This window comes from Hymenobacter ruber (genome assembly GCF_054783255.1).
The window spans coordinates 1,522,105-1,547,557 of sequence record NZ_BAAGQX010000002.1 but is presented as its reverse complement, the minus strand read 5'-3'; the positions used below and the strand labels follow the sequence as shown (position 1 = coordinate 1,547,557).

The 25,453-nt window shown below is 63.1% G+C and carries 16 protein-coding genes and 1 tRNA gene; 9 read left to right on the top strand and 8 right to left on the bottom strand.

Annotated features, from left to right (window positions below; translation table 11 throughout):
• The first annotated feature begins 114 nt into the window (after positions 1-114).
• Both ACYVM5_RS07065 and ACYVM5_RS07060 read left to right on the top strand, forming a co-directional pair.
• The gene (locus tag ACYVM5_RS07065) at positions 115-1,257 is read left to right on the top strand and encodes a DUF7151 family protein (protein ID WP_460617419.1); all 1,143 of its coding nucleotides are present in this window, start codon (positions 115-117) and stop codon (positions 1,255-1,257) included.
• Between the two features lie 180 nt (positions 1,258-1,437).
• Positions 1,438-4,008 carry a T9SS type A sorting domain-containing protein gene (locus ACYVM5_RS07060; RefSeq protein ID WP_460617418.1) on the top strand — a complete coding sequence of 857 codons (2,571 nt, stop codon included), beginning with the start codon at positions 1,438-1,440 and terminating at the stop codon, positions 4,006-4,008.
• A 293-nt stretch (positions 4,009-4,301) separates the two neighbouring features.
• On the opposite strand, the gene ACYVM5_RS07055 is transcribed toward ACYVM5_RS07060, so the two are convergent.
• Together ACYVM5_RS07055 and ACYVM5_RS07050 are read right to left on the bottom strand one after the other, a co-directional pair.
• Positions 4,302-5,612, bottom strand: coding sequence for a site-specific integrase (locus tag ACYVM5_RS07055; protein ID WP_460617417.1), 1,311 nt, complete (start codon positions 5,610-5,612; stop codon positions 4,302-4,304).
• 150 nt (positions 5,613-5,762) lie between these two features.
• Positions 5,763-5,835, bottom strand: a tRNA-Thr gene (locus ACYVM5_RS07050).
• A 136-nt stretch (positions 5,836-5,971) separates the two neighbouring features.
• Here ACYVM5_RS07050 and ACYVM5_RS07045 point away from each other — a divergent pair.
• The 4 genes from ACYVM5_RS07045 to ACYVM5_RS07030 all read left to right on the top strand — a co-directional run bounded on the left by ACYVM5_RS07045 (position 5,972) and on the right by ACYVM5_RS07030 (position 10,470).
• Positions 5,972-6,409, top strand: coding sequence for a hypothetical protein (locus tag ACYVM5_RS07045; RefSeq protein ID WP_460617416.1), 438 nt, complete (start codon positions 5,972-5,974; stop codon positions 6,407-6,409).
• Between the two features lie 93 nt (positions 6,410-6,502).
• Complete coding sequence (locus ACYVM5_RS07040) at positions 6,503-6,769, top strand: DUF4834 family protein (RefSeq protein WP_460617415.1); 267 nt, start codon at positions 6,503-6,505, stop codon at positions 6,767-6,769.
• A gap of 159 nt (positions 6,770-6,928) precedes the next feature.
• Positions 6,929-9,466, top strand: coding sequence for a YfhO family protein (locus tag ACYVM5_RS07035; protein ID WP_460617414.1), 2,538 nt, complete (start codon positions 6,929-6,931; stop codon positions 9,464-9,466).
• A gap of 83 nt (positions 9,467-9,549) precedes the next feature.
• Positions 9,550-10,470: a 1-aminocyclopropane-1-carboxylate deaminase/D-cysteine desulfhydrase gene (locus tag ACYVM5_RS07030; RefSeq protein WP_460617413.1), complete on the top strand. Its 921-nt coding sequence runs from the start codon at positions 9,550-9,552 to the stop codon at positions 10,468-10,470.
• Here ACYVM5_RS07030 and ACYVM5_RS07025 read toward each other — a convergent pair.
• The gene (locus ACYVM5_RS07025; RefSeq protein WP_460617412.1) at positions 10,467-11,612 is read right to left on the bottom strand and encodes a glycosyltransferase family protein; all 1,146 of its coding nucleotides are present in this window, start codon (positions 11,610-11,612) and stop codon (positions 10,467-10,469) included. The two genes, ACYVM5_RS07030 and ACYVM5_RS07025, sit on opposite strands and share 4 nt — an antisense overlap.
• An 89-nt stretch (positions 11,613-11,701) precedes the next feature.
• Here ACYVM5_RS07025 and ACYVM5_RS07020 point away from each other — a divergent pair, with 89 nt between their 5' ends.
• Positions 11,702-12,337 carry a DUF4230 domain-containing protein gene (locus ACYVM5_RS07020; RefSeq protein WP_460617411.1) on the top strand — a complete coding sequence of 212 codons (636 nt, stop codon included), beginning with the start codon at positions 11,702-11,704 and terminating at the stop codon, positions 12,335-12,337.
• A 129-nt stretch (positions 12,338-12,466) separates the two neighbouring features.
• Here the strand turns inward: ACYVM5_RS07020 and ACYVM5_RS07015 are convergent, their stop codons facing one another.
• Positions 12,467-12,973: a regulatory protein RecX gene (locus ACYVM5_RS07015; protein WP_460617410.1), complete on the bottom strand. Its 507-nt coding sequence runs from the start codon at positions 12,971-12,973 to the stop codon at positions 12,467-12,469.
• Between the two features lie 189 nt (positions 12,974-13,162).
• Between ACYVM5_RS07015 and ACYVM5_RS07010 the strand changes: the two genes are divergently transcribed.
• Positions 13,163-15,808 carry a DUF5686 and carboxypeptidase regulatory-like domain-containing protein gene (locus ACYVM5_RS07010; protein ID WP_460617409.1) on the top strand — a complete coding sequence of 882 codons (2,646 nt, stop codon included), beginning with the start codon at positions 13,163-13,165 and terminating at the stop codon, positions 15,806-15,808.
• Here the strand turns inward: ACYVM5_RS07010 and ACYVM5_RS07005 are convergent.
• The 4 genes from ACYVM5_RS07005 to ACYVM5_RS06990 all read right to left on the bottom strand — a co-directional run bounded on the left by ACYVM5_RS07005 (position 15,805) and on the right by ACYVM5_RS06990 (position 22,551).
• On the bottom strand, positions 15,805-17,244 hold the full coding sequence (locus ACYVM5_RS07005; protein WP_460617408.1) for an amidohydrolase family protein: 1,440 nt from the start codon (positions 17,242-17,244) through the stop codon (positions 15,805-15,807). The two genes, ACYVM5_RS07010 and ACYVM5_RS07005, sit on opposite strands and share 4 nt — an antisense overlap.
• Positions 17,245-17,274: 30 nt before the next feature.
• Entirely contained in the window at positions 17,275-19,272 is a 1,998-nt protein-coding gene (locus ACYVM5_RS07000; RefSeq protein ID WP_460617407.1) for a tetratricopeptide repeat protein, read from the bottom strand.
• 316 nt (positions 19,273-19,588) lie between these two features.
• A complete protein-coding gene (locus ACYVM5_RS06995) occupies positions 19,589-21,085 on the bottom strand; it encodes a M16 family metallopeptidase (protein WP_460617406.1) in 1,497 nt (498 codons plus the stop codon).
• A 17-nt stretch (positions 21,086-21,102) separates the two neighbouring features.
• Positions 21,103-22,551 carry a M16 family metallopeptidase gene (locus tag ACYVM5_RS06990; RefSeq protein ID WP_460617405.1) on the bottom strand — a complete coding sequence of 483 codons (1,449 nt, stop codon included), beginning with the start codon at positions 22,549-22,551 and terminating at the stop codon, positions 21,103-21,105.
• Positions 22,552-22,741: 190 nt separating this feature from the next.
• Here ACYVM5_RS06990 and ACYVM5_RS06985 point away from each other — a divergent pair, with 190 nt between their 5' ends.
• Positions 22,742-25,333: a type III PLP-dependent enzyme domain-containing protein gene (locus tag ACYVM5_RS06985; RefSeq protein WP_460617404.1), complete on the top strand. Its 2,592-nt coding sequence runs from the start codon at positions 22,742-22,744 to the stop codon at positions 25,331-25,333.
• The last annotated feature ends 120 nt before the right edge of the window (positions 25,334-25,453 follow it).

Here is a 25,453-nt window from a genome sequence, read left to right as displayed (position 1 = left end):
TGCTCAAAATTCTTGACAAACGGCGCCCCGGGGCCCTCCTTTGTGCCACCGTTTCCCCACGCCCGGCCGCCCGCCGGGCGTTTGCTTTTTACCCCCTTCTTATTTCGCCCGACCGTGAAAAAACTCTTACGCGTCCCCGTTGCCTTTCGCCGTTGGCTGTTGCCCGCCGTGCTGCTGGGCGCCGCCACCGTTGCCCGTGCCCAAAACAACGTGGGCGTGGGCACCACCACCCCCGATGCCTCGGCCGTGCTCGATGCCAACTCCACCACCCAGGGCCTGCTGGTGCCGCGCATGACCGCCGCCCAGCGCGCGGCCGTGAAAGACCCCGCCACCAACAAGCCCGCCACCGGCCTGCTCGTGTACCAGACCGATGCCCCGGCCGGCTTTTATGTTTACAACGGCACGGCCTGGGCGGCCCTGAGCGGCGCGGGCAGCACCGGCCCGGCCGGCGCCGACGGCAAGAACAGCCTCGTGCGCACCACGGCCGAAGCGGCCGGCGCCAACTGCGCCACCGGCGGCTTTAAAACCGAATACGGCCTCGACGCCAACGCCAACGGCACGCTCGACGCGGCCGAGGTAAATGCCGCCCTGACCCGCTACGTGTGCAATGGCGCGCAGGGCACGACCGGCAGCACCGGCGCCACAGGCCCCGCCGGCCAGGGCGTGCCCACCGGCGGCACGGCCGGGCAGGTGCTCAGCAAAGTAGACGGCAATAACTACAATACGCAGTGGACAACGCCCAGCGCTTCGGCCGCCTACCCTAGCATTGAATTGAGCACTTCCGTCACGTCGTCACAAACGGTTTCGGCGTTAAACGGCACCAACACCTTTGTACCACTCGTTTTTTCGAGCAACAACAGCCCCAATGCCGCCCTCACGGGCGGTAATACCTGGAACGGCACCGTGTTTACGGTCGGCAGCACCGGCGCGGGCTGGTATCAGGTATCGGCCCAGATAATCGCCGTAACCAGCGGTGGGGGATTCACTCCGGTAGGGATACAGTTCTTCCTAGATAAGAACAACGCTATCGGCAATGCGCTGACACCCAGTAGCTCAAGCCCCTACGCGCTCAGCACTTTCGACTACAATAGCGTCAATAACGCCAACTACTACCGCAATCGGGGGGCAGTCAATACTATCATCTACCTGGCAGCCGGCGACCAGATTACGCTTCGCGGCCAGTCTTGGTCCTCTACTGTCACCAGCTACACCAGCACCGACGGCAGCAGCAATCTGCAAATTGTGCGGCTGAAATAACCAGCCTTGTCGTTTCCGTGTGACTGCCTGCGTGTGTTGCCTGTGCATTCTTTCTGACTGTAAACCGGCCCAGCTACGAGCAGGTCGCTTGCAACGGTGGCTTCCCAGCAAAATGAATGGCCTTCTATCCTAGCCGCACACCCTAGTTCGCGGCCCTTTTTGAATATGAAATCCTGCTTTATGGCACCTAGTTTTCTTGCCGCCAAGCGGCTGCTTACCCGGCTTAGCTGCTTGGTGGTACTGGCACTGCTGCCCGCACTGGCCCTGGCCCAAGCCCCTTGCGCCCTGGCCTATACCACGGGCGGCACCAGCCCGCTATTGGGTCTCCACACCGCTTATCAGCAGTCGTTCACGGCCACCTGTAGCGGCAAGCTGACGACGATGGTATTTACCTTTCCCAGCACGGCCGACGACTTTCGCAGTAATGGGCAGTACGTCGTCCAAGCCAGCCTCAAAGACGCGGCCGGCACCACCACGCTGGCCACGGCCCCTCGCACGGACCAAGTATTCCCCGGTGGTACCACCACCTTCGATTTCAGCGCTGCCAATGCCTTACTAACCAGCGGCACGCAGTACCGCTGGGAACTGCTGGAAATAGAAACCAGCACTGGGCTATCCAACTACCCGGTCTATCTGCTACAGTCCTATCTGACCGACCCCTATCCAGGAGGGCAGGCATACGGCACGGCCACAAACGGAGGCAGCGCCGCACCCGCGGCCAATCGCGACTGGCGGGGTTGGACAGTGAATATCGGCCTCGCCGTGCAAGCGGGCACTATTAGCTCGCCACTGTGCGCGGGCTCAGCGGTAGCGATACCCTTCACGGCCTATGGCACCATTGGTAGCGGCAACACCTACACGGCACAGCTTTCCAACGCCAGCGGCTCGTTCGCAGCGCCCGTCACCATCGGTACCCTGAGCAGCACAGCCGCCACCGGCACCATCAGTGCCACGGTGCCTGCCGGCACGGCTTCGGGTACGGGCTACCGCATACAGGTGGTGGCCTCCACGGCGGGCTTTTCGCCCATCCCCAACACGAGTGACCTGACCATCACCAACACGGCCGCTCCCACGGGCGCGGCCAGCCAGAGCTTCAGCAGCGGCGCCACGGTGGCGAACCTGGCGGCCACTGGCACGGCCCTTCAGTGGTACGCGGCCAGTGCGGGCGGCAGCCCGTTGGCTGGCAGCACCGCGCTGGTAAACGGCACCACCTATTACGCCACCCAAACCGCCGGCGGCTGCGAAAGCACCAGTCGCTTCGCCGTAGCGGTTGCCATCACCGCCCCGGTTATCCCCGTGCAGGTGCTCACCAGCGCCGGCGGTACCCTGTTCGTCAATGCCGGGGGCACCCTCGTCGTGAATGGTCACCTGCGCCAGACCGGCGCGGCCCTGCTGCGCACCACCGGCGCGGCCACCGTGCGCGGCGACCTGACCAGCACCACTCCCGCCGCGCTCGACCTGAGCACCGGCACCTTAGCGGTAACCAGCAACCTGAGCAACACCGGCCCCACCACGGCCACCACCGGCACCCTGCTGCTGAACGGAACCACCAACCAGACCGTGGACCTGGCCGGCGGTACCGTGGGCCAACTCGTGGTCAGCAAGTCCACCGCGGGCGGCACCCGGGTGGACCTGCCCACCGACCTCACCGCGCTTACCGGCCTCACGCTCACGGCCGGCAGCATTCGCACGGCCGCGACGGCCACGCTCAGCCTGCCCGCCGGGGCCACCGTGGCAGGCGAAGGACCGGGCCACTACGTGCAGGGCAATTTGCGCGTGAGCCGCACCGTGGCCGGCCCCGGTTCGGTCGATTTTGGCCTTGGGTTCGTGCTCAATTCGGGCGGCCAAAACATGGGCCCCGTCACGGTGACCCGTACCGCCGGCTTGCAAACGGTGGGCGTGAGCTACGGCCAGAACCTGGCCGGTACCGCCAAAGGCATCGACCGGGTGTGGCGCGTGTCCGCGGCGCTGGCCCCGACCGCTCCGGTGTCGGTCACCCTGAGCTGGGTCGCCGACGACGACAACGGCTTTGTGGCCACCACCCCGGCGAAGCTCTGGCGCGCCGACCAGCCCAGTGGCCCCTGGAGCCCGCAGGGCAGCGCCGCCAATGCCAGCGCCCGCAGCTTCACGGCCAACGCTTCGCAGTTGGGCGTGCTCACCGTCAGCAACACCACCCAGCCCCTGCCCGTGGAACTGGTGTCCTTCGCGGCCCAGCGCCAAGGCGAAGCCGCCTACCTGACCTGGGCCACGGCTTCGGAAAAGAACAGCGCCTATTTCGAAGCCGAAGCCAGCCCCGACGGCACCGCGTTTCGCCCCGTGGGCCGCGTGGCGGCCCAGGGCAACAGCACCCAGCACCACAACTATTCGCTCACCGACGCCAACCTGACCCACTACGCAGCCCCGCTGGTGTACTACCGCCTGCGGCAGGTGGACCAGGACGGCACCGCCAGCTACTCCACCGTACGGACGCTGGCCGTCAGCGGTGCCCCGGTCACGTTCCGGGCCGCGGCCTGGCCCAACCCCGCCCAACCCGGCGTAACCACCCAGCTGCAGGTGAGCGGCCCCGACGCCGGGCAGCCCGTTGAGCTGACGCTCACCGACGCGGCCGGTCGTGTGCTGGCCCGGCGCACGGTGTCCGCCGCGTCCGGCCCCATGGCCCTGCCCGAGGCCGATGGCCGCGCCGCCGGGGTCTACCTGCTGCGCGTGCGGCAGGGAGCCAGCCAGCAAATGGTGCGGCTGCTGCGGAAGTAGCGCGGGCACCCGGTTCCCACTTCCTGCCTTCACCAACTGCCTTTGCTATGCTACCACCTTTCGCATCTCCTCCTCGTCATTGGCTTTGGCTAGCCATAGGGGCTGGCCTAATGGCTCTAGCAGCAGCAGGTGCTGCGCTGGCATAGGTGCACACCCTCGCGTAGGTAGTGTGATGTTGCTTCGCTATTTGCAGTAGCATACCCAAACAGCCGTACAAGTTGCGGCATTCAGAATGGCGCGTTACCAGCTTCACTGGCCGGCTGGCAACGCGCCATTTTCCAAAAGCTCTATGTTCAGGCCACGGCCGGCGCAACGTCGCAAATCTGGTTAGACTGGGAGCTTGCCATGTCCGTCTCGCCCGATTGACCGTCCCAAATCCGGCGCATGGTCTGGTGCTGGAAGTCCTCAATAATCTTGGCGTAGATAAGAGTGGTTTGCACCTTCTTATGCCCAAGCACTTTCTGCAGCACCTCCACCGGCATCCCGCGCAACAGGCTTTGTGTGGCAAACGTGTGGCGGGCCGTGTGCATCGTCACGAGCTCACACTTGGGCACCGCCGCCCGCACGATGCCGCCGCTCTCCGTGCTCACCAGGTCGGCCGCGCCCGTCAGGCCCGCCAGCTTGGCCACCCGTTTCAGGTACTTGTTCATCACTTGGTTCGGGTGCACCGGCAGCAGTTTGAGCCGTTCCGGGTCGTTATACTTGTCCAGGATGGCCGAAGCCGCCGCCGTAAGGTAGATGCTCACCCCGGCCCGCGTCTTGCTCATCATCAGCCGCAGCAGCCGGCCCCCGTCCCATTCGTGCAGGTGCCCCCGGTGCAGGCCCGACACGTCCGAGTACCGCAACCCGGTGTAGCAGCAGAACAGAAAAATGTCCCGCGTGGGCACCAGGTTGGCTGGCAGCATCGCCGTGGCAATGCGCTCCAGCTCCGCAGCAGTCAGGTACAGCTTCGGCGTGTCAAACGACTTTATCACCAGCTTGCTAATGTCCACGCTCACGGCCACGCTCCGCTCGTCCCGCAGCCACCGCAGAAACGTTTTCAGGTCCTTGATGGCCGTTGCCACCGAGTTAGGAGCCAGCTTTCTTTCTTCCCGCAGGTACACCATCAGCCGGTCATGCAGGGCCATGTTATAGGTCGTCGGGTCCAGCATTGCGCCTGACCACTTCTCAAAGCAGGCCATCCAGTTGCGGGTAACCAGATTATGGCGCAGCGTTTCGAACGCATACCCCCGTGCCTTCATTGACCGGCGGTATTCGTCATACCAAACCGTCACGGACTCCTGCTCGACTACCGCCGCTTCCGGCTCGGGTTTGGGCCGCAGCACTTCGCGCAGGCCTGCCAGGGTAGGGGCTTCGCCAGCTGCCCGTAGCTTACGCCACCACGCCAGGGTATCAGCCGCCAGCCGCACCAGCAACTGGTTTGCTTCTTCCGCTAGTGGGTAAGAAGCGCGGAACTTTTGCCGGTCAGCGTTCCAGTCGCTGGCCTTGCATTTCTCACCGGTAGCGCATTTCAGACGGGCACCGTCGAAGTACACTACCAGATGCACCGGACACTTTCCGGCCTTGTCTTTCTTGTCGGTTCGCAACACAAATTGGGTAACCATACACGGGGGGCGTTAAGGGGGGCGTCCCTCGCGTAGGGAACCCCCGATTTCGCGTCGTGGAGGACCGAGACCCCCAGACGCAAAAAACCCGGAAAACCCCTTCCACGACGTGAGAAGGTATTTTCCGGGTGCTCTGGGTGTGAATGTGTGAGCCGATTATTGGACTCGAACCAACGACCTGCTCATTACGAATGAGCTGCTCTACCAACTGAGCTAAATCGGCTTGTGCCCGACCAACGGTTTTGGAAGGGGCTGCAAAGATAGGCAATACGCCGGAAGCCACGCAACCACTGGCAGAGAAAAATTTAGCAACCGAACCCCGCGCCGTGCGTTTGCAATCGGAACAAAACTGTCGACCCATGAAATTACTTCCCTCTCTGACTGCTGGCCTGGCCGGTGCTGTGGCCCTGACGCTGTTGCACGAAACGGCCCGCCGGCTTCGCCCCGAAGATGCGCCCCGCATGGATGTGCTGGGCATGCGCGGCCTGCGCAAGCTGCTCGGCAAAGCGGACGCTCCGCAGCCCGATACCCACACCTTATTTAATATGACAATGGCCGGCGATGTGCTGAGCAACGGCTTGTATTACAGCATGGTGGGCAGTGGCCGGCACGCGCTGGCGCGTGGCCTGGCCCTGGGGGCGCTGGCTGGGGTGGGCGGCGTGCTGCTGCCCGGGCCAATGGGCCTGGGCACGGCTCCCACCAACCGCACGCCTCAAACCCAGGCCATGACGGTGGCGTGGTACACCGTAGGTGGCTTGGTGGCCGGGGCGGTGGCGCGGGCCTTGCGGAACCGATAAGAACAAGCCGGGCGTTGGCACAAAGCAAAAGCGCCGTTCGCACGTCAGCAGGCGCTGACCGTACTTTGCGGTGGCGTTTACGTTTTTGACTACATGAAATTCTGGCTCATTTTCATTCTGATTTTTTTCGCGGTTCGTTACCTGCTGCCCATTGTGCTGCGGCTGGCGCTGAGCGGCTTTGTGCGCAAGCAGATGCGCAACGGGGGCTTTGTGGTGCCGCCCCAGACGCGGCCCGAGAGCGGACCCACTTCCCGACCCGGCGAAGTGCGGGTGGACTACGTGCCGCCTACGGCCAGCTATGGTAACCAGTCCCACGATTTCAAAGGTGGGGAGTACGTTGATTTTGAGGAGGTAAAATAGAGGGGTTGAGCTTTTTGAGGTAATAAAGAGGTTTCGTCGGGCTGACATTCGTGTCACTTGGCGGAACCTCTTTTTGCGTTGTAAAACCGTGCCGTGGAAGCTATAGCATAGTTCTACTGTACCTTCGGGCACGTTTTCATTTTCCCCAAAATTGCCCTGATGGCTGCTGTTGTTTCTGCTCCTTCTGTTTCGTCCGCGCCGTGGTGGCAGCGGGCTTTGCCGCACGTGCTGGCGGTACTGTTTTTCGTGGTGCTGGCCTGCGCGTATTTCGCGCCCATCATGTTTGATGGCAAGACGCTGGCCCAGCACGACATAACCCAGTTCCAAGGCGGGGCGCACGAAGCGCAGGAATATGCCAAAGCCATGGGCAAGGAAGCGCTGTGGACGAATTCTATGTTCTCGGGCATGCCGACCTATCTCATCAGCCTGCACTTTCCGGGCGACTGGTCGGGGTATTTGCAGAAAGCCATGACGCTGGGCCTGCCCGCTGTGGTGGCCAACTTGTTTCTGGCGCTGCTCTGTGGCTACATTCTGCTGGTGGCGCTGGGCGTGCGGCCGCTCATTGCGGTGGCAGGCGCGGTGGCACTGGGTTTTTCGAGCTACAACCTGGCCATTCTGGCCGCCGGCCACAACACCAAGAGCCTGGCCCTGGCCTACGCGCCGCTGGTGCTGGGCGGCTTGCTGGTGACGTACCGCCGCGATAAGTGGCTGGGCGCGGCCCTGTTTGCCGTGGGCCTTACGCTGAATGTGCACGTCAACCACTTGCAGATTACCTATTACCTGCTGCTGCTGGTAGCCATTTTTGGAATTATCGAACTGGTGTCGGCCGCACGGGCGGGCCGCCTGCCCGAGTTTGCCAAGCGCACGGCGCTGCTGGCACTGGGCGCGGCTTTGGCCGTGGGCGTGAGCTTTGGCCGCCTTTATACCACTGCCGAATACAGCAAGTACAGCAACCGCGGCCCGAGCGAACTGAAAACGCCGGCCCCAACCCCGCCCGGCGAGGCTCCGGCTCCCAAAACGGAGGACGAAGGTTCGGGCGTGGACCGCGACTACGCTTTCCAGTACAGCTACGGCGTGGGCGAAACCATCACGCTGCTGATTCCCAACTTCTACGGCGGGGCCAGTTCCATGCCGCTCAGCACTGATTCTAACCTGGCCAAAGCCGGCCTGCCGCAGGAATATTTGGGCTCGATGCCCACCTACTGGGGCCAGCAGAGCTACACGGCCGGGCCGGTGTATATGGGCGCGGTGGTGTGCTTTTTGTTTATTCTGGGGCTGTTTGTGGTGGAGAAGCGCACGCGCTACTGGCTGCTGGCGGGCACTATTCTTTCCATTCTGCTGGCTTGGGGCAAGAATTTCGAGACGTTCAATTACCTGATTTTCGACCTGCTGCCGGGTTACAATAAATTCCGCGCCGTGAGCATGGCGCTGGTGATTGCGCAGTTGGCCATGCCCATTCTGGGCGCGCTGGCGCTGAGCCGTATCCTGCGGCCCCGTCCGGCTACGGCCCCTGCGTTGCCGGGTACCAAGGCCCCGATTTCGGCTGATGCGGCGGCTTTGCTGCCCAAGGTTCTGTATGCCGGTGCTATCGCGGCCGGGCTGTGTGTGCTGGCGTATCTGGCCAGTTTCAGCTTCGATTTTGCGGCCCCCGTGGATGGCGAGCTGACCAAGCAGGGCTTCACGCCGCAGCTGCTGGGCGCGTTGCGCGCCGACCGGGCCGACTTGCTCCGCAACGACGTGTGGCGTGGGTTGCTGTTCATCGGCGCGGCGTTGGGCGTGCTGTATTTCCATTTGAAAGGCCAGCTGAAACTGGTGCCGGCGGCGGCCATTATGGTGGTGCTGGTGCTGGTGGACTTGTGGGGCGTGGACAAGCGTTACCTCGGCGACAATAAATTCCAGCGCGAAACCATTGCCGAGGAATTCCAGCCTACCGCGGCCGACCAAATGATTTTGCAGGATAAAGACCTGAGCTACCGCGTGCTCAACGTGCAAAATCCCTTCAACGAAGCCCAAACCTCGTACTTCCACAAGAGCATCGGGGGCTACCACGGGGCCAAGCTGCGCCGCTACCAGGACCTGATTGAGCGCCAGATTGCGAACAACAACCAGCAGGTGCTCAACATGCTGAACATGCGCTACCTCATCACCGGTGACGCCAAGCAGCCGGTGCAGCGCAACCCCGGCGCGTTGGGCAATGCCTGGTTTGTGAGCCAAGTGAAGACCGTGAACACCCCCGACCAAGAAATGGCCGCCCTCAGCACCCTGAGCCCGGCCACCGAGGCCGTGGTAGATGCCAGCAAGTTCCCGCAGCAAAAAGCCGCGACCTACGATATTGCCGGCTCCAACATTGCCCTCACCAATTACAGTCCCGACGAGCTGAAATACCGCTGCAATGCCACCCACGATGGCCTGGTGGTGTTCTCGGAAATCTATTACGCCGACGGCTGGCAGGCCTTCATTGATGGCAAGCCGGTGCCGCACATCCGCGCCGATTACGTGCTGCGGGCGCTGCAAGTGCCGGCTGGCGCGCACACCATCGAGTTCAAGTTTGAGCCGAAGGCTTACGCCGTGGGCAATGGCGTGTCGTTGGCGGCCAGCATCGCGCTGCTGCTGCTGCTGGTGGGCACGGGCGTGTACGTGGCCCGTCGCCGCGAGCGCAGCGGCGACGAGCTGGCTGATACGCCGGTGCTGGCATAGTTTCCGCGTTGTAAGAAATCAGGAAAAGGGGATGGGAGAAACGCGGTTTCTTCGGTCCCCTTTCTCCTTTTACCGCCGCTCCGATGCCTGCTTTATCCTTGCTCCAGCTGCTTGATGAGCCTGTGGCCGCTGCGCACGGCGTGCGCCTGCTGCTGTGGCGCGACGACCTAGTGAACCCGGACCTGCCCGGCAACAAGGCCCGCAAGCTCAAGTATAACCTGATGGCGGCGCGGGAGCAGGGCCACCACACGCTGCTCACGTTTGGCGGGGCGTACTCCAATCACATTGCGGCGGTGGCGGCAGCCGGCCGGCTCTTGGGTTTTCGCACCATTGGCCTGATTCGGGGCGATGAGCCAGCGGTTGGAGCTGCGCTAAATCCCACGCTGGCCCAGGCCGTCGCCGATGGCATGTCCCTGCATTACCTCGACCGCACGGCCTACCGCCGCCGGGCCGAGCCGGAGTTTATAGCAGAACAGCTGGCTGGCTTCGGCCCGGCCTACGTGCTGCCCGAGGGCGGTACGAATGAGCTGGCCCTGTCCGGCTGCGCCGAGCTGGTGGCCGAAATTCAGCAGAAGGTTGCGTTCGATGCATTGGCCGTGGCGGTAGGGACCGGCGGCACGTTGGCCGGTTTGCTCACCGGCCTGGCTGGGCAGCAGCACGCTGTGGGCGTGGCCGCATTGAAAAACGGTGGCTTTTTGCGCGCTGAAATCGATGCGCTGACCCAGGCGGCAGCTGGGCAGGCTTTCGATAATTATTCGCTCCAGACCGATTATCACTTCGGTGGTTATGCCAAATACTCGGCCGAACTGCTAGCGTTTATTCAGCAGTTTCAGGTTCGGCATGGCGTGTTGCTCGACCCAATTTATACCGGCAAGCTGCTGTTTGGCGTGCTGGATTTGATTGCGAAGGGCTATTTCCGGCGGGGCAGCACGGTGGTAGCCATCCATACTGGCGGGCAACAGGCGTGGGCCGGGTGGCAGGAGCGGTTCGGGAGCAAGCGCTAAACCGCAGCCGGCTTCCGGCCAGCCCACCAGCCGGCTATTTCCAGCGAGGCCAGCACGAATACCACCGTCAGCACCGGGGCCAGAAACCGCACGTCCCAATCATCGACGGTGAGCATGATGATGGCCGTTTGCAGCAGGAAAATGGCCGCCAGAAACACCCGTGCCGGCCGCCAAACTTCCATCCGCCGTGCGCCGCGCGCCGCCAGCCAGTAAGCCGGCCACAGCACCACCACGCCGATAATCCGGTGCGCCAGCGAGTAGTGCGGCTTGAGGTAGCTGACGAATACGAACAGCTTGCCCAGCATCAAACGGCCCAGATACAACGGATTATGCGCCCCAAAATACACCACCCGCGCCACCGGGCCGGTGTCGGGTGGCGGCATGTTGAGCGGCGCGGCCTGGTGCACAGCCCACAGCTGGTAACGGAAAATAAGCTCGCCGCGCTGGTAGGTATCCATCAGGTAGTAGGTGGCAAGCTGATGGTTGAGGGCCACCCACAGCAGGGGCGAGAGTAGCACCAGGCCAACCAATGCCGCCCGCCACGGCCGGTGGTCGGGGGCCCGGCGCAAGGCATCGAGGCCGGCCAGGACGGCGGCCAGTGCCACCAGAAAGCCGTTGGGACGGGCCAAGGCGGTTAATATCAGTACAATAATCAGCCCCAGCCAGTCTTTTCGTCGGCCGCTTTGCAGCTTAGTGAAGGCCCCGAACGACAGTGCCACCAGACTGATAAACAACGACTCTGTAAGGAGGAAAACGTTGAAGGGCTGAATATCAGGCCAGGCGATGAAAAGCAGCGTAGCAAGCGCCGCCGCGCCGCGTTGGCCGTGGCTCAGCCGGCGCGTGCCTTGGTAGATGGCCCGCGTGGCCAGCGCCGAAACGGCCATCTGGCCGGCCACTATTCCCCACCAGCCCAGGCCCAGCCGCAGCCACAGGCTCTGGAACAGCGGGTAGAGCACGTAGCGCAGGTTGTGGCCGGGCTCGAAATAGCCGCGCTCGGCAATGTTGGCGGCGTAGGCCAGGTAACGGGCGCTGTCGTTGGCGAAATATGGCCCGTGGAACTTGCGCAGCTGCACCAGCTGCACCAGCACCCACAGCCCCGCCAGCAGCGCCGGGTGGTGCCGCCACAAGCGTTGGGCCAGCAAGCGAAAAGAAGTCGGAGCGCGCATCGGTCTGCAAAGCTAGGCCCGTGTCCGGCCCAACACCGCGCCGCGCCCTGCGTACTTTACGCTGTATGAATCTAGTCCGCCTCGTTCGCCGTCTGTTGCCATTGTTGTTTCTCGTGGGGCTGGGGTGGTTTCTCTGGAAGAAAATTGGCCCCACACTCGCCGACCTCAATCCGCTGAATACGGAGCCCAAAGTCACCGTCACGCACAACACCGTGCTCACCCAGGTCGAAGCGCTGGGCAAGCTGGAACTGGTGCGCTACAAGTTCAAAGACATTGTGGAGTACCGCCGGGCCAGCCGCTACCCGCTGCTGCCCGATGCCAAAGTAGCCCTCGTGGTGGGCGGCGAAGCCGTGGGCTGCCTCGACCTGCGCAAAATCCGCCCGCAGGACGTTGTGTTCGAGGGCGACTCCATCGTGCGCGTGGTGCTGCCCGCGCCGGAGCTGTGCTCTTTCCAAGTGAACCACGACCAAAGCCGCGTGTTCAGCACCGAAAATGGCTTTTTTCAGGATGCCGACCTCGTGGACCAGGGCTACAAGTACGCCGAAAAGCAAGTACGCAACGCCGCCCTGCAATCCGGCATTCTGGCCCAGACGCAGCGCAACGCCGAGCAAATTCTCGTCCCCATGCTACGCACCCTCACCGGCCGCCGCGTGATAGTGGGCCAGCAATTGGTGATGCCGGCGGTGGGGCCGAAACAGTAATGTAGCGCGGACTCTGCGAGTCCGCGTCTCGCCGCGCAGCGGCGAATGGGTTGCCACACGACGCATCTCAACGATTATTCGCCGCGTGGCGGCGAGACGCGGACTCGCAGAGCCCACGCTACGTGTAGGTTACTCATCATCCTCCGGTACCTTGCCCAGCTCATCGAGCGCCATTTTTATCAAATCCTGCTCATAGCCTTTTCCCGTCAGGTACTGCGAGATTTTCATGCGGCGCACGCGCGGGTTTTTCTCCTTTTCCTGGCGGTCCTTTTTCTCCATTACCTCCACCAGGTTTTGGTAGTACTCTTCGCCGTCAATTTCCTTCATGCCCGATTTGATGCAGTATTCGCTGATGCCTTTCTGTTTTAATTCCTGCATGATGCGGCGGCGGCCCCACTTCTTGTTCCGGTAATGGCCGCGCACGAAAGCCTGCGCAAACCGCTCCTCGTCCAGCAGCTTTTCGCGGCTCAGGCGGATGATGATTTCGCCAGCTTCGTCCTCGTCGAGGCCGTAGGATTTTAGCTTTTGCTCCACCTCCTTTTGAGTGCGCTCCTGGTAGGCGCAGAAGGCGGCGATTTTTTGCAGGGCCTCGCCGGGCGTGTATTGCTTGGGGGCTTTGTCGGGGGATTTAAACATGCGGAGGGGCTTTTGAAAGGCAAGTAACACTCAACAACGCAGCGGGGGCTTCGTTACCAGTTCGCGGGCGAATATTCGGCGGCCGGACAGAATATTTGTTCCCAGCCGGGCAACTCATTGGCGCGCCTGAGAATCAGTTGAGGCAGGGCCGTAACTTGTGCGGGCCTTTTTCTGCCTTTTGCCCGCTGTATGTCACGCACACTGTTTCGTTGGGTTATATTCGCCTTCTTGCTGGGCTGCTGGCCGGTTCTGAGCCGCGCCGGCGTTATCCGGGGTACGGTGAGCGGGGCGGATAAGGCCGGCCTGGCCTTCGCCAACGTGGCCGTGCGCGGCGCGGCCACCAGCACCGGCGCCAACGAGCAGGGCCAGTTCCAGCTGCGGCTGCCGGCCGGGCAGTACGAACTGGTGTTCCAGTACGTGGGCTACAAGCAGCACATCGAGCCCGTGCGTGTGCCGGGCGGCGACTCCACGCTTACCGTCAACGTCACGCTGCAGCCCGAGGCCTACAACCTGGGCGAGGTGCTGGTGAAATCCTCCGACCGCGACCCGGCCTACGCCATCATCCAGGAGGCGCAGCAGTGGCGGGCCTACCACAAGCGTGAAGTGGCCGCCTACCGCGCCCGCATCTACATCAAAGCCCTGGGCCGCATCACCGACACGCCGGCCAAAATCATGGGCCTGTTCAAGCTGGGGCCGGACATCAAGAAAGGTATTTTCTACCTCTCCGAAACCGTGTCCGATTTCAGCTTCACGCAGCCCAATATCGTGAAGGAAAAGATGTTGTCGAGTCGCATCAGCGGCGACTCGCGGGGCATCAGCTTCAACCGAGCCAGCGCGGGACGCAACCTGAGCTTCTATGAGAACCTGATAAATCCGGGGTTTTCGGAGCGTGGGTTTGTGTCGCCCATCGCCGGCAATGCCATGCTGTTCTACAAGTACGAGCTGGTGGGCAGCACGCCGCAGGGTGGCGTGCTGGTGCACAAAATTCGGGTGCTGCCGCGCCGCCGGACAGACCCCGTTTTCGCGGGCTATATCTACATCGTGGACGGCTCGTGGCGCATTCATTCCGTCGATTTACACCTCGATAAAGATGCCCAGCTTGACTACGTGGACGAGCTGCACCTGGCCCAGCAGTACGCGCCCGCGCCCGGCAATCCCAACGTCTGGCTCATTCAGTCGCAGCAGGTTACGGCTAATCTGTCGGGTCTGGGTTTCAAAGGCTCCGGCTACATCACGGCCGTGCTTTCCAACTACGCCAACGTGGTGCCCACCTACCCCACGCCGCCCGAACCCAAGGCCGCGCCGCCCGTGGTGGCCGAGGGCAAAAACGCGCCCGTGGGTCAGGAAACCGCCGCCCAAATCCGCAAGCGCAAGCCTGACCTGCGCGGCCTCAACGCCCAGGTGCGCAAAAAAGTGAAGCAGGCCCAGCGCGACTCGCTCAAAAACGACGTCTTCGCCCAGATGCCGCGCGGCGAGGTGCAACTGGTGGAAAAAGGCGTGAACGAGCGCGACTCGGCCTACTGGGACGCCGTGCGCCCGGTGCCCCTCACGGCCGAGGAACAGAAGGATTACCGCGTCAAAGACAGCACCGAGGTTATCCGCCGCTCGCGCCCCTACCAGGATTCGATGGACCGCAAGCGTAATGAGTTCGAACCCATCAGCCTGCTGCTGGGCGGCTACACGCACGTCAATAGCTTCAAGAAAACGTCGTTCTACGTGCTGCCGGTGTCGCAGATTTTCCAGTACAACACCGTGGAAGGGGCCGTGCTCAATGCCCAGGCCACCTTCAGGAAGCGCACCGACGACCGACGGAATCTCAGCATCACGCCGGTGCTGCGCTACGGTTTCAGCAGCACCGAGCTGAACCCCAGCCTGGAGGCCAGCTGGCAGCTGCACCCGGCCCGCCGCCAGCAAATTGGCCTGAAAGCCGGCCGAACCATCGAGAATTTCGATAAGAACTCGCAGGTGACGCCGCTTATCAACACACTCTACACGCTGTTGGATAACCGCAACTACGCCAAGCTCTACCGCCGCGACGGGGCCGAGTTGAGCTACCTCACCGAGCCGCTGACGGGCCTCACGCTACTTACCACCGCCGCCTACTTCGACCGCCACGAGCTGTACAACACCACCGACCGCCTGCTGCACGACGTACCCGGCCGCGCCTTCACTCCCAACAAACCCGTGAGCGACGAGCTGCCCAATACCGGCTTCGGCCGCAGCCGCATCCTCACCGTGGCCCTGTCGGCCGATTTCAAGCCCGGCCAGCGCTACATCAGCCGACCCGATGGCCGGTTCAACCTCGGCTCAAAATGGCCCACCTTCAATGTGCAGGGCCGGCTGGCCATCCCGCACGCGCTGGGGGCCGATGTGCGCTACCTGCTGCTGCAAGCCGGCGTGCGCGATGCCGTGCCGCTGGGGCTATTGGGTACCAGTAACTTCCGCGTGAACGTAGGCGGCTTCGTGGGCAAGCAGGAGGGGATGACCTTTATCGACTACCGCCACTTTTCCGGCAACCAAACCATCCTGAGCGGCAACTTCAGCAACTACCAGCTGCTCGACTACTACCGCTTCAGCACCAACAACACCTACCTCGAAGCCCACTACGACCACCACTTCAACGGCTTTATTTTCAACAAAGTCCCGCTCTTTCGCAAGCTGAAATGGCAGGAGGTCGTGTCGCTCAACTACCTCACCACCGCCCAGGCCGGCCACTACGTGGAGCTGGGCGCGGGCGTGGAGCACATCCTCAAAGTGCTGCGGGTGGATTTCTACACCGCCCTGCAAAGTGGCGAGCGGCTGGGCACGGGCGTGCGGATAGGCGTGGGTTTCTAGTGGTTGCGGATGGCGCGCATCATGTTCGCTAAGGCGGCAGCCGGGTAGGCTTTGCCGCGCGAAATCACGGCGTCTATTTTTTTGATGTTGGCAATATCTTCCAGCGGGTTGGCGGTCAGGAGCACCAGGTCGGCGTCTTTGCCGGGGGCAATGGCCACGGTTTGCTCGGCCACGCCCATGAAACGGGCCCCGTTGAGGGTGGTGCACTGCAGCGCCTGGAGGGGCGTGAGGCCGGCTTTCACCAGCAAAATCACCTCTTCCTGAAGCGAGGCCCCGGGGTAGATGAAGGAGTTGAACGGGCCGCTATCGGAGCCGGCTAGTAGCGTGACGCCGGCCGCCTGCATGGCCGGAACCATGCTCATGAATTTGGCTTCCAGGTTCTTGCTGAAATTCTGGCTGGCCAGCGACTGCACGCGGGCATTGGTGAGGCGGCGCTGGTAGGTGGCCTGAATTTTGGGGTCGATATATGCCAATAAAGTGTCGCGGGCATGGTCATTTTCGGGCAGCTCGGTGAGCGTTTTGCCAATGTAGAGCGTGGGCACGGCGGCGGTGTGACGCTTGGCCATGAGGGCGAATATGCGAGCGGCGGCGGCCGGGCTGTAGGTGTCGTATACGGCCGGTAGCGTGGCAAACAGACCCAGCGGTTTGCTGGTGCCCACGCTGTTGCGCACCAGTGCGGTGAGGCTGTCCTCCTTACTGGAGCAGGCCTTGAACACGTAATAGAGGTGCTCAGTCGCATCAAGGCCGCACTTCACGGCGTCGCTCAGCTTCACGGAGTAGGGCATGTGGCCGGTGGTTTTCAGGCCGTGCCGCTGGGCCTGCCGGATGGTTTCGAGGTAGGCCGCGCCCGAAATCTTGCTGTCGTAAATCTTCACGTAGTCCACCTTCAGCCGCTGCAACGAGTCGAGCGCCTTGCTGATTTGGGCTTTGGTTTCGACTTCCAATGAGCCCGGCCAGTAGGCGCCGGGGCCGTCAATCTTGGGGCCGGAGGTAAAAATGCGCGGCCCGGCCAGCCGGCCCGCGTCCATGTCGCGCCGCCACTGGAAAATACTGGGCGTGAGGTCGCCGCCCGCGTCGCGCACCGTGGTGATGCCGTGGGCCAGGAACAGGGTCAGGCTCTTTTTATTAGCCGCGGCCAGGCTGTCGCCGCCCCGGAAATGCACGTGCATGTCCCACAGGCCGGGTATCAGGTAGCGGCCGTTGCCGTTTACGTATTGCCGGGCGGCGTAGCTGTCTTTGTCGGCCAGCTGCACGCTCACGATTTTACCCTTCGCAATGGCCACCACCTGGTTAGGCGTGAGCTGGCCCGTGCGCACGTCCACGACGGTTACGTGGTTGATGACGACGTCATAAATTTCCAGCTTGGTGGGGCGGCGGGCGCAGGCGGTGAGCAGCGCGGCCGTCAGCAAACCAAAAACAACTCGGGACAATTTCATTGCGGGCGGTGACAAGCAGAGCCGGCAAAGTTAGGCCGGCAGGCGCACCGTGAACCGGGTGAATTTTCCCTCCTGCGTTTCGACGGTCAGCGTGCCCGCGTGGCCTTTTGTAACAATATCATAAGCCAGCGACAGCCCCAGGCCCGTGCCGTCGCCGGCCGGTTTGGTGGTGAAGAACGGCTGGAACACCCGTTCCGCCACGTTGGCTGGGATGCCGAAGCCGTTGTCATGCACCTCAATTTCAATCCATTCGCTTGCGCGGTGCGTTCGCACGCTCACCTGCGGCTGAAACCCGGGGCCGCTGGCCTGCTGGTGCTGCCGCACCGCATAAAAGGCATTCGTGAACAGGTTCAGCAGCGCCCGGCCCAGTTCCTGCGGCACAGTAGCCACGGTGCCCACGGCCGCATCGAAGTGCGTTTCCAACTCCACGGCGGGCGTGAGGTGCTGGTCTGGCGCGCTCTGGTAAGCCAGGCGCAGGTTTTCGGCCACCAGGGCGTTGAGGTCGGTGGGCACGGGCTGCCGGGGGCCGGGGCGGGCGTGCGCCAGCATATCGGCGATGATGGCCGAGGCACGCTGCCCGTGCGCGCTGATTTCGTGCAGGTTCTGTTTTAGACCGTCCAGTATTTGCTGCTCCAGGCCATCCGGCGGAGTGGCGCCGTCTTGGTCGAGCAGGCCCACGCTCACGTCGGCAAACTTGCGCATGAAGGCCAACGGATTCTGCAATTCATTGGCAATGCCAGCCGAAAGCTCCCCCACGAAAGCCCATTTCTCGGCCGCCACCAGCTGCGCCTGAATGGCGCGCACTTCGGTCAGGGCCTCGTCCAGGGCATTGCGCTGGGCTTCAATCTGGGCGTTGCGCTCGTTTAGGAGGCGGTTGGCGCGGCGCTGGCGGCGGTTGGCCCAGCCCAATAGCAGCGCCACCGTGAGCAGAACGCCCAACAGGGCCAACAGGCCGGCTCGCTGGTAGTTGGCCGTTTGCTGCTCCTGCGCCGCCCGCTGCCGGAGCTGCTGCTGCTGCTCGGTAAAGGCCAGTAATTCCAGCTGCCGGAATTTCTCGGGGCCAAAAAGGCTGTCGCGCGCCACCCCGGCCAGGCTCTGGTAATAAAAAGCGCTGTCGGGGCGGTGGCGGGCCTGGTACAGCCGCGCCAGCAGCGCTCCAGCGTCCATCACCGTGAGGCGGTACGACACGGCCTGGGCCTGGCGCAAGGCGTCGCGGGCGTGCTGGAGGCTCGAATCGGGCTGGTGCAGCTGCTCAAACAGCAGGGCCATGTGGTAGTGCGCCATGGCTCGGTTGCGCAGGTCGTTGGTGGCCTGCGTTTCGTGCAAAGCCCGGCGGTAGTAGGCGAATGCTTCCGGATAGTGGCCCAGGCGGGCCTGCACCACGCCCATGTTGCGGAGTGCCAACGCCACGGCCAGCTGGGGCCGCCGGTTTTGGGTAATAAGCGTTTCGGCCCGCTGCTGCAGGGCCAGCGCCGAATCGAGCTGGTTGAGCTTCTCGTAGCAGCTGCCCAGGTTGGTGAGGGTACCCGCCACCCACGGCAGCCGGTGCAGGCGGCGGTACAGCTCCTCCGAAGCGCGGTAGTAGCCAATGGCTTGCGGGTACTGGCGCAGGTCGAGGCTGATATTGCCCAAGCCGTTCAGGTTGTAGGCTTCGCCCTCGGGGTCGTGGCTTTGGCGGCTGAGCTGAATGGCAATCAATTGATTGGCGTAGGCCTTGGGCAGTTCGCCGCGCTCGCGCAGCACCATGCCAATCATGCCCTGGGCACGGCCGCGGCCTTTGTCGAAATTTAGCTGTCGCGCCAGCTGCCAGGCCTCCTGGGCCAGGAACATTGTCGAATCGGGCCGCGAAGCCCGGTAGGTGCGGCCCAGCTCCAACAGCAACAGCACCCGGGTCGAGTCAGGCGGAGCATGCGCCAGGATGCGCCGCAGGCTATCGGTAGCCGGGGTTTGGGCATGTGCACACGGCCCCCAGCCAGTGAGGAACAGCCACAGGAATAGCAGCAGCAGGCGTGCGGCTGAGGCAGGCATTATAGAATTGGCGGAAAGGAACGGAAAGGAAGGCCGGCTCGCAAAAACCGGGCTAGGAGAGGAACGTCACTACGGGCTTGCGAATTATAAGTAGTTACGTAAAACGGAGTTGTTCGGCTTGCCGACTAAATTGACAACGAACAATTTTCCGCAATAGTTGAAAAAACGTATTGATAATCAAGTCGCCACCAGCAGCATTCTATCCCTAAACATTAGAAAGGCCGCTTCGAGCAATCGAAGCGGCCTTTCTAATGTTTAGCACTACGCACGGATAACAGCCTGGTCGTGAGGTGTTATTGATTTAGCAATCAATAATCTACAGCGGCTTTTTACGCTCGGCCTGAAACTTCTTTAGCTGCGGGTCAACCTGCTTTTTATCGCCCACTACCACCACGGTCATGGCTTCGGGGCGGATGTATTTGCGGGCGGTGGCGCTCACCTGCTGGGGCGTCACGGCGTTGATGTTCTGCACCTGCTCGGTGAGGAAGCTGTCGGGCAGGCCCTGCAGGTCGAGGTTGTTGAGCTGGCTGATGATGCCGCCGGGACTGGAATTGCGGAGCACGAACATGCCGCTCTCGTAATTCTGAATGCCTTTGAGCTCGGCTTCGGTGGGCGGCGTTTTTTGCAGGCGCTCCACTTCGTTCATGATTTCACGCAGCGAATTGTAAGTGTCGGCGGTGGTCACGTCAGCGTTTTCGCTCCAGTTGCCGGTGTGGTAGTGGGTTTCGAGGTAGCTGTAGGGCGAGTAAGTGTAGCCCTTGTCCTCCCGGATGTTGCGCGTGATGCGCGAGCCAAACGAGCCGCCGAGCAGCGAGTTCGTCACCCGCAGACGGATGTAGTCGGGGCTGGTGGGGTCGGCGGCGGGCAGGCCCACCACAATGGTCGACTGCGGTGCGCTGGGCCGGTCCTGGGTAAGAATGTCGCCTCTGGTCAGCGGCTTGGCCACTTCGATAAGTGGAGCCGGCCCCTTCGTAAAATCCTTCCAGGCGCTGCTGATGGCCTGGCGCAGCGCCGGCGCATCAAACAGCCCGGCCGCGTACACACTGGTGCGCTGGGCACCGTACTGCTTTTGGTAAAAATTCTGCACCTGTTCCAGGGTCAGGGCATCGAGCTGAGCATCGGTGGGCAGGGGCCGGCCGTAGGGGTGGCTGCCGTAGATGGCGGCCGAAAACTTCTGGCGGGCCTGGGTGCTAGGCTGGGCGCGGGCCAGGTTCATCTGCCGCTTCAGGTCGGTTTTGAGGCGGGGCAGCTCCGAGGCCGGCAACGTGGGGTGCATCACCACCTCCGCCAGCAAGGTGGCTAGCTGCGGCGCATATTCGCTCAGGCAGGAAGCCTGCAGCGTGGTTTGGTCGGCGCCCGCCGAGATGTAGAGCGAGCCGCCCATGCGGGCCATTTTCTCGGCCAGCTGGGTAGCCGTCATGGTGGGCGTGCCTTCCTGCAGCAGCTTGGCCAGCAGGTCGGCCAAGGCCACTTCGTTGGCTCCCTCGTGCACGTTGCCCGCCTGAATGGCCACCATCATGGTCACTTTGGGCACCTGGCCGTAGGGCACCAGCCGGGCTTTCAGGCCGTTATCCAGGGTGAAGTCTTCTTTGGCGGGCAGGGCAAAGTCGCGGGGGGCGCTGCCTTCGGGTGGGGTTTCTTTGGGGGCGGTCGGCGTGTTGGCCACGGCCACGGCCTTGGCCACGCTGGCAGCGCGTGTAGTGGTGGGCTTAGCCGAGGCTTTGGGCTTGGCGGGAGCTTGCTGGGCCTGCGCCCCTGGCGCACCGCTGGCAACGAGGGCCGCACCGAGCAGCCCGATAAATAGCTTGTTCATGGCGATGGGAGGGAAGGCTAGCTCTTGGCCAGTGGGTTGACGGTGAGGATGGTGCGGTTGCCGGGGCGCAGGTATTCGCGGATGGTTTTCTGCATCAGCTCGGGCGTCACCTTGCGGAATTCGGCTTCGAGGCGGTTGATGCGCGCCGGGTCGTTGTCGAACAGTGCAAACACCGCCAGCAAATCGGCCCGCCCGAAGTTGGTCGAGCCGCTCATCTGGTCATAGAACGCGGAGCGGATTTTCACCATTGCCAGGTCCAACGTGGGTTGGTCGATGCCATTCTTCGCCAGCTTGCCGACTTCCTGGTCGAGCACCCGCACCACCGAGTCGGCCTGCACGGTGGGGTCGTAAATCAGGCTGCCCATCCACAGCATCGGGCCGTTGTAGTTGAACTGGTTGCCGAGGTCGGAATTGATGCCGCCGCTCACGGCGTCGGAGTAGCCGCGCTTCTGCACCAGCGCCTGGTAGAGGCGGCTGTCGTTGCCCTGCAGCAGAATCTGGTCCAGCATTATCATGGCGTAATACTCGGGCGTGTTGCGCTCGGGCATGTGGTAGGCGAAGGCCAGAGCGGGCTTGGTGGCCAGCTTGTCGTCTTGCGCAAAGCGCTGCTCCTGCTCCTGGCGCGGCTCCGTGAGGTCGGGCTTGGGCGGCTGCGGGGCGCTGGGGATGTTGCCGTAGTATTTCGCCACCCAGGCCTTGGCTTCGGCGGGCTCGAAGTCGCCCACCACGGCCAGTACGGCGTTGTTGGGGGCGTAGTAGGTCTTGAAGAAGGTCTTGGTATCGGCCAGGTTAGCGGCGTCCAGGTCCTTCATATCCCCGTAGAAATTGTGGGCGTTGTTCCAGTTTTTGTTGGCCTTCATGGGCATGTCAATCCACGGGAAGCTGCCGTAGGGCTGGTTGAGCACGTTCACGCGCACCTCGCTTTTCACCACGCCCTGCTGGTTGGTGAGGTTGCTTTGGTTGATGGCCAGGCCGCGCATCCGGTCGGCCTCGGCCCACAAAATGGTTTCGAGCTTGTTGCTGGGCACCACCTCGTAATAGTTGGTAAAATCGAACCGCGTCGAGCCGTTCAGCGCCCCGCCGTTCTTCTGAATGAGCTGAATAAACTCGGCCTTGCCCAGATTTTGCGAACCCTGAAACATCAGGTGTTCAAACAAATGCGCAAAGCCCGTGCGGTTGCGCGGCTCGGTGCGGAAGCCTACCGCGTAGTAGGCCGCCACGGTGGCCGTGGGCGCGGTGTGGTCGGGCGAGAGCACCACCCGCAGCCCGTTCGGCAAGGTGTAGTACTCCACCGGAATCTGGAAGGCCGGGCTGGCTGCCGCGGGCGGTGGGGTAGCCACGCTGGTAGCGGGGCCGGTCGCCGGGGCCGTGACCACCGACGTGGCTTGGTGGCTGCACGCGCTCAGGACCATCGCAACGGCCGGGGCCCATTGCCAGCCAAAGCGAAGGATATTTAACTGTCTCATAGGTAAAAAGGTGTGAATGTGAAGAAAGTGTGTTCGATTTACACATTATTGCCGAAACCTCGCCAATCCCGGCTGCGGAATGTTGCTTAAGCAGCAGATGCGGCACCCACTTGCGGGGTTGCTCCACGGCCGGCCGAAACTCCCAGGCGTTGAAACGCAACGCCGTTTTTTGCCGGACCTTTGCGCCATCATGCTCTTCCCCCGTTTCCTCGACCTGCCCGCCCTCGTCCCCGGCCGCCTGCTGCAAGCCCCCGCCGATGCCACGGCCGAAGTGCGTCACCTGCTGCTCGATAGCCGCCGCGTGGGCTTGCCCGCCGGGGCCGTGTTCTTCGCCCTGCGCGGCCCCAGTCACAACGGCCACCGCTACCTGCCCGACCTCTACGCCCAGGGCGTGCGCCTGTTTGTGGTGGAAGAAAGCGCGGCGCTGCCCGGCGGCCTGGCCGCGTATGCCGGGGCCGGTATTCTGGCCGTGGCCAGCCCGCTGGCGGCCCTGCAGGCGCTGGCCGCGGCGCACCGGGCCGGGTTTGCCGGCCCGGTCATCGGCATCACGGGTTCCAACGGCAAGACCATTGTGAAGGAATGGCTGGCCCAGCTGCTGAGCCCCGACGAGGACATCTGCCGCTCGCCGCGCTCCTACAACTCGCAGGTAGGTGTGCCGCTGAGTGTGTGGGAGTTGAACCCCGAGCGTCATACACTGGGGATTTTTGAAGCCGGCATTTCGGAAGTAGGGGAGATGGCGCAGCTGGCGAAAATCATCCGGCCCACGGAGGGCATTTTCACCAACCTCGGCACGGCCCACGATGCCGGTTTTGTCTCCGAGGAACAGAAGCTGCACGAGAAGCTGCAATTGTTTCAAGGCCCGGGGTTTCAGCGGCTTTTTTACTGTGCCGACCAGCCCCAGGTGCGCACCGCCGTGGCTGCCCTGCACCTGCCCGGCTTCTGCTGGACGCGCTTGCCAGCGCAGCCCGCCGACCTGCGCTTCACTACCGAAGCCAGCCCGGCCCACGCCACCCGCCTGCACGTTGATTATCCGGCCACCGGCCTCAGCGCTGCCTTCACACTGCCCTTCGCCGACGAGCCTTCCCTCGAAAACGCGCTGCACTGCCTGGCGGTGCTGCTGCACCGGCCGGTAGAGCCGGCCGAGATTCAGCGCCGCCTGCTGCGCCTGCACCCCGTGGCCATGCGCCTGGAAATGAAACTGGGCCGCCACGATTCCTACCTGCTCGACGATACGTACAACAACGACCTCGCCGGCCTGGCCCTGGCCCTCAATGCCCTGGCCCGACAGAGCCGCCCCGGCCGCCGCACCCTCATTCTCAGCGATGTGCTGGAATCCGGCCTGAGCAGCCCGGAGCTGTATGCCCGCGTGGCCGCCCTGCTGCCGGCGGCCGGCGTGAGCCGGCTGGTAGGCATCGGGGAAGAGATTTCCCAGTTAAGAGTGAAGAGTGAAGAGTTAGGAATTGGTGCAGCGGAATTAGATTCTAATGACCCGTCCAACCAACTCCTGACTCCTAGCTCTCAACTCCTAACTCAATTCTATCCCACCACCGAAGCCTTCCTGGCCCAGCTCAATCCCACCGATTTCGCCCACGAAACCATCCTCATCAAAGGGGCGCGGCGCTTTGGCTTCGAGCGCATTGTGGCCGCCTTGCAGGCCCAGCAGCACGGCACCGTGCTCGAAGTCAACCTCGACGCCCTCAGCCACAACCTGCAGCACTACCGCCGCCAGCTCCAGCCGGGCACCAAACTTATGGTAATGGTGAAGGCTTTCGCCTACGGCGCGGGCTCCTACGAAGTGGCCAGCCTGCTCGAATTCCAGCGCGCCGACTACCTCGCCGTGGCCTACGCCGACGAAGGCGTGGCCCTGCGCGAAGCCGGCATCAGCCTGCCCATCATGGTGATGAATGCCGCGCCCGATGCCTTCGAAGCCCTGCGCCGCTACCGCCTGGAGCCCGAAATCTATTCCTTTGAGATGCTGGATGAGTACCTCGCCACCTTCTCGGGACCAGCCGACAGCAGTCTCCCCATTCCCAAAATTCACCTCAAGCTTGATACGGGGATGCGCCGCCTCGGCTTCGACGAAGCCGACCTGCCGGCCCTGGCCGTCCGCCTGCGCCAGCACGCCGCCCGCCTGCCCGTGGCCAGCATGATGACCCACCTCGCCGCCGCCGACGAGCCCGGCCACGACAACTTCACCCACGAGCAGTTGGCCGCTTTCCGCCGCATGACGGCCACGCTCGAAGCCGCCCTGGGCCATTCCGTGCTCAAGCACGCGCTGAATTCGGCTGGCATACTGCGCTTCCCGGAGGCACAGTTCGACATGGTGCGTCTCGGCATCGGCCTCTACGGCGTGGACGCCAGCAACACCGCCGACCCCGCCGCCCTACGCCCCGCGAGCCAGTTGCGCACCACCATTTCCCAAATCAAAACCCTGCCCGCTGGTTTCACCGTGGGCTACGGCCGCCGGGGCACCGCTGCCCCGGCCGAGCGCCGCATTGCCACGCTGGCCATCGGCTACGCCGATGGGTATGACCGCCGCTTCGGCAATGGCACAGGCACGGTGCTCATCCACGGCCAGCCGGCCCCATTGGTAGGTTCGGTGTGCATGGATATGTGCATGGTCGACGTGACCAACATTCCGGCCGCCCGGGCCGGCGATGTCGCCCTGATTTTTGGCGAAGGGCTGCCGCTGCCGGAGTTGGCCGGTCGCATCGGCACTATTGCCTACGAACTGCTCACCAACGTGAGTGAGCGCGTGAAACGGGTATTTGTGAGCGAATAGACAATACTACGGGTGTGAATTTTCAAAGGTCTGGTTGGCTGCCGGGGGAAGTAACAGCATTTGCTGATGGGTAACATCCTGCAGGTTTAAGCGGGCCAGAAATGTTTTACGCGGGGTGAA